The organism is Vibrio sp. 10N.261.52.A1 (assembly GCF_002876325.1).
In the GTDB taxonomy this organism is placed as follows: domain Bacteria; phylum Pseudomonadota; class Gammaproteobacteria; order Enterobacterales; family Vibrionaceae; genus Vibrio; species Vibrio chagasii.
Map to the genome: position 1 here is coordinate 1 of NZ_MCYD01000629.1, position 4,185 is coordinate 4,185.

3 protein-coding genes are annotated in these 4,185 nt (G+C 41.5%); all 3 read left to right on the forward strand.

The features are described from left to right. A partial coding sequence (locus BCT81_RS11505; protein WP_102424390.1) for an aromatic amino acid transport family protein occupies positions 1 to 1,001 on the forward strand: 1,001 nt, incomplete at its 5' end. Between the two features lie 282 nt (positions 1,002 to 1,283). Beyond that, positions 1,284 to 3,080 (forward strand): hypothetical protein, encoded by a 1,797-nt coding sequence (locus BCT81_RS11510; protein WP_102424392.1) that lies wholly within the window; start codon positions 1,284 to 1,286, stop codon positions 3,078 to 3,080. Positions 3,081 to 3,095: 15 nt separating this feature from the next. Next, entirely contained in the window at positions 3,096 to 4,163 is a 1,068-nt protein-coding gene (locus BCT81_RS11515) for an HD domain-containing phosphohydrolase (RefSeq protein WP_102424394.1), read from the forward strand. Positions 4,164 to 4,185: the final 22 nt, after the last annotated feature.

Consider the following 4,185-nt stretch of genomic DNA (forward strand, 5'->3'; position numbering starts at 1 on the left):
CGGAGATGTGTATAAGAGACAGGATTTACTTTGTTGGGGGGATATTATTGTATGCCTATATCACCTCATCAGGACTGATTCTCAATGAATATTTTGGGCTTGCTCCACAACTGGCTTCTATCCTTTTTGTCCTTGTCTTTTCTGGGCTAGTTTGGCACTCAACAAAAACGGTTGACCGAATTTCTATTGTATTAATGCTGTTTATGATCATCAGTTTTAGTTTTGGAACGGTAGGTCTTTTGTTTAACGTCAACCTCAGTACTTTGTTTGATGCTGACCATCTGAAACTTGAGTATGCACAATATGTGTGGGTATTTTTCCCCATCGCTTTGACTGCGTTTGGGTACCACCACAGCGTATCAACGCTCCGAGATTATTACCGTGAGGAAAGACTGGCGCAAAAGGCCATTATTGGCGGAACGATCATCGCTCTTTTCACTTACACCATCTGGTTAATGAGTGTTTATGGCAATTTACCGAGACTAAACTTTGGCCCTATTATTGCCGAAGGAGGGAATGTTGACGCATTATTGACTAGTTTAAAAGCGGTATTACCTGAAGAGACGCTATCAAATGTAGTTAGCTCTTTCTCTGCGGCTGCAATTTTGTCGAGTTTTATTGGAGTTGGTCTGGGGGTGTTTGATTTTTTAGCCGATCTTTTTAAATTTGACTCTAGCTCAAAGAAGGGGAGAACCAAAACATGGGCAGTCACGTTTATACCCCCTCTGGTTTTTTCATTATTGTTTCCCTTTGGTTTTCTGGTCGCCATTGGTTATGCCGCTTCTGCAGCCGCCATTTGGGCGTGTATTGTTCCTGCTTTTTTAGTCAAGAAAGCAAGGTTAAAAAGGGTAAGTGAGGCTCTTCTTGAACAGGACAAACCTTCATATAAAGTGCCAGGAGGTGACTGGGTGCTAGTTGGTGTATTTTGTTATGGTGTGAGCATCATTTTAATAAATGTTCTGGTGTTCTTTGATGTCGTACCCACTTATCTCGGGGGATGAAAGTTATCAAAATAAGGTGGCGCTTTATGTGCCACTTTGTACTCAACATCTATTAATCGTGGCTCTGGTCAACATTGTTTTGCAAAACATTTCTATACTGAAATTCAAAATGAGTTTCAAAATAAAACTTATGATATAGGTGGAGTATGAGTTTTATTTGCCTCTCCTTTTTTTAACGGATAATTCTTTTGTTTCATAAGGTTATTGTTTATTTACCTACTTTGGTACATATCATGCTTTTGAGTTATTAACATTGGAATATTCGTTTGTGAGGGGCTCGTTATGGTTTGTTTGTTGCGCACCTTTATGTTGTGCATTGTACTGGCTGGTTGCCACCATGATAAAAACGAAACGTCAGCAGCACCGACAGCTTTTAATTTCACAAGTATTGAACCACTAACAGGAGCTGTAAAAAGTTTCGACTTCCAGTGGCAAGAGAGTGAATTTGCCGATGCTTACACGCTGTGCCAGAAATCTGTTTTAGCCTCAAATGAGTGTGAGCCAATATTGGAAAATATCGCCGCCACTTCTGTCACGGTAGCGCTCGAGCAAATTTTGAATGATGATACTTTTTTTATCTTAGCCAAAAACAGTGCAGGAACGGCTAAGAGTAACGATTTGATGCTTTCACCAAGTTTAATCCAGAACTCAATAGGGTTTATAAAACCTCAAAATAACGACTCTCTAGACGAATTTGGTCACGCTTTAGCGATTAGTGATGATGGATTAACCCTTGCTGTTGGAGCCATAAATGAGAGCTCATCGGGGACTGGAGTAACTGCTGATCCGAAAGACAACTCAGCTAAATCTTCAGGTGCTGTTTATATGTTCCAATACCTCAATGGGAAGTGGGAGCTAAACGCTTTTTTAAAGGCTTCTAATAGCGGAGCGGGTGATCAGTTTGGTTACTCTGTTTCTGTCAGTGGAAATGGGCAGATATTGGCTGTCGGAGCGCTACAAGAGTCTTCGAACGCTAGAGGGATTAATGGTAATCAAGCAGATAACAGCAACCCTTTATCTGGTGCTGTTTACGTATTTCACCGTCAGGGGAGCACCTGGCAGCAAAAAGCCTATTTAAAAGCGTCAAACAGCGATGCTTTGGACGCCTTTGGTTTCTCCCTTTCGTTAAATTTTGATGGCACTTTATTGATTGTCGGTGCTCCCGGTGAATCAGCTGTAACGACAGGAATTGATGGCGATACGAGTAATAACGCGGCGCAGTACTCTGGAGCGAGCTACTTGTTTGAAAGAAAGGGAGACTCATGGACCCAGTTGCATTATGTAAAAGCTTCAAACACTGACAGTAATGATTCTTTCGGATATGACGTTTCAATGAGCCGTGACGGAACGAAATTTGCCATTGGGGCTCCAGGTGAAGCTTCAGGCTCAATGGGCATCAACAACGTTCAATCTGATAATAGTAAAGTTGACTCAGGTGCAGTTTATGTTTTTTCAAATATAGCCGGTTTACCCAAGCAAGAGTTCTATGTGAAAGCTTCAAATACGGATCAAAATGACCAGTTTGGGTTTTCTGTAACTCTAAATAACGATGGCAGGGTTATGGGAGTTGGAGCTTATCAAGAAGCGGCAGATACCACTGTCAATGGAGATCAATTCAATAACTCCGCGGCCGATGCAGGTGCAGTTTATATTTTTTCTGAAGATAGTGGCTTTAAACAAGAAGCTTATTTGAAAGCGAGCAATGTGAATGCTTCAGACCGTTTTGGTTATGATATCAATTTAGATTCGGCTGGTGAGCTACTAGCTGTTGGTTCTCCTCAAGAGAGTTCGTCTGCTTTGGGTGTTCAAGGTGATGAGCTACTCAATGATGCCCCGTTATCGGGAGCCGTTTACCTGTTTAAAAAGGAGGAAAATGAATGGCTACAAGAGACTTATATCAAGGCAACAAACACTGAAGCTGGTGATAATTTTGGACAGTCACTAGCTTTGTGTGGTGCTGGAGAAAGTTTGGCCGTTGGAGCCATTAAAGAGTCTTCTGATGTTACTCTAAACTCTTCACAAACCAATGCTCCTCTTGATAACTCCTTAGCAAACTCAGGTGCGGTTTATTTTTATTAGAAAGGAGGAGGATGTATGGAAAATCAAAAGCCAATCGTATTGATAATTGATGATACGCCCGATTGTATTCAGATTGTCACGAATGTTTTGAGCAAAGATTACATAGTCAAAGCGGCTACAAGTGGCGAAAGAGGGCTTTCAATAGCGCAGCAAAATCCCAAGCCGGACTTAATTTTACTCGATGTAGTTATGCCTCAAATGGACGGTTTCGAAGTGTGCAAAAACCTTAAAGACAGTCCGTTAACTAGTACGATCCCGGTCATTTTTTTAACAGCACAATCAGAAGATGAAAATGAGCAATTAGGTTTTGATATTGGAGCTGTTGATTACATTACGAAACCTATCAGCCCAGCCATAGTTAGAGCGCGAGTTTCTGCACAAATAAGCGCTTATAACCAAAGCCGACTCTTAAAAAAACAAGTTAAAGAAAAAACGGCCGAAATTGCAGCTAATCAACTCGAAATTACGAAAAGTTTAGCTCGAGCTGCTGAGTTTAAAGATAATGAAACAGGAATGCATGTTATTCGAATGAGCCACTATAGCTATTTGCTGAGCAAAGCTATTGGCGCGAATGATGAGTGGTGTGATTTACTTTTTGAGGCCGCTCCTATGCATGATATTGGGAAAATTGGTACCCCGGATTCCATACTCCTAAAACCCGGAAGGTTAGATGAAAATGAATGGCTAGAAATGCAAAAGCATGTAGGACATGGCGTTCAGATACTTGGGGATTATGACTCGCCTTTATTAAATTTAGCGAGAGAGGTGGTTTCGGGCCACCATGAGAAATGGGATGGTTCGGGTTATCCCGATGGTTTATCTGGAGAAGCTATTCCACTCTCCGCGAGAATAGTCGCTATTGCTGATGTATTTGATGCGCTAACCAGTGAGAGACCCTACAAAAAGGCTTGGAGTATTGAAAAAGCCAGTCAGTTACTTGCCGAACAAGCTGGCCATCACTTTGACCCCAATTTAGTTCCCGTTTTTCTAGAACTAATACCTCAGTTTATAAAAATCATGGCACGTTACTCCGATGGGGAGGTTTCGCATCCTCACACTGGCTGTTATGAAACGGTCCAATGAAAAAAAAGTATCTAAAGAAGCC

Bases quoted from the DNA above. Each gene is read 5' to 3' on its own strand.
- BCT81_RS11510 (WP_102424392.1), top strand. From the start codon at position 1,284: ATGGTTTGTTTGTTGCGCACCTTTATGTTGTGCATTGTACTGGCTGGT.
- BCT81_RS11515 (WP_102424394.1), top strand. From the start codon at position 3,096: ATGGAAAATCAAAAGCCAATCGTATTGATAATTGATGATACGCCCGAT.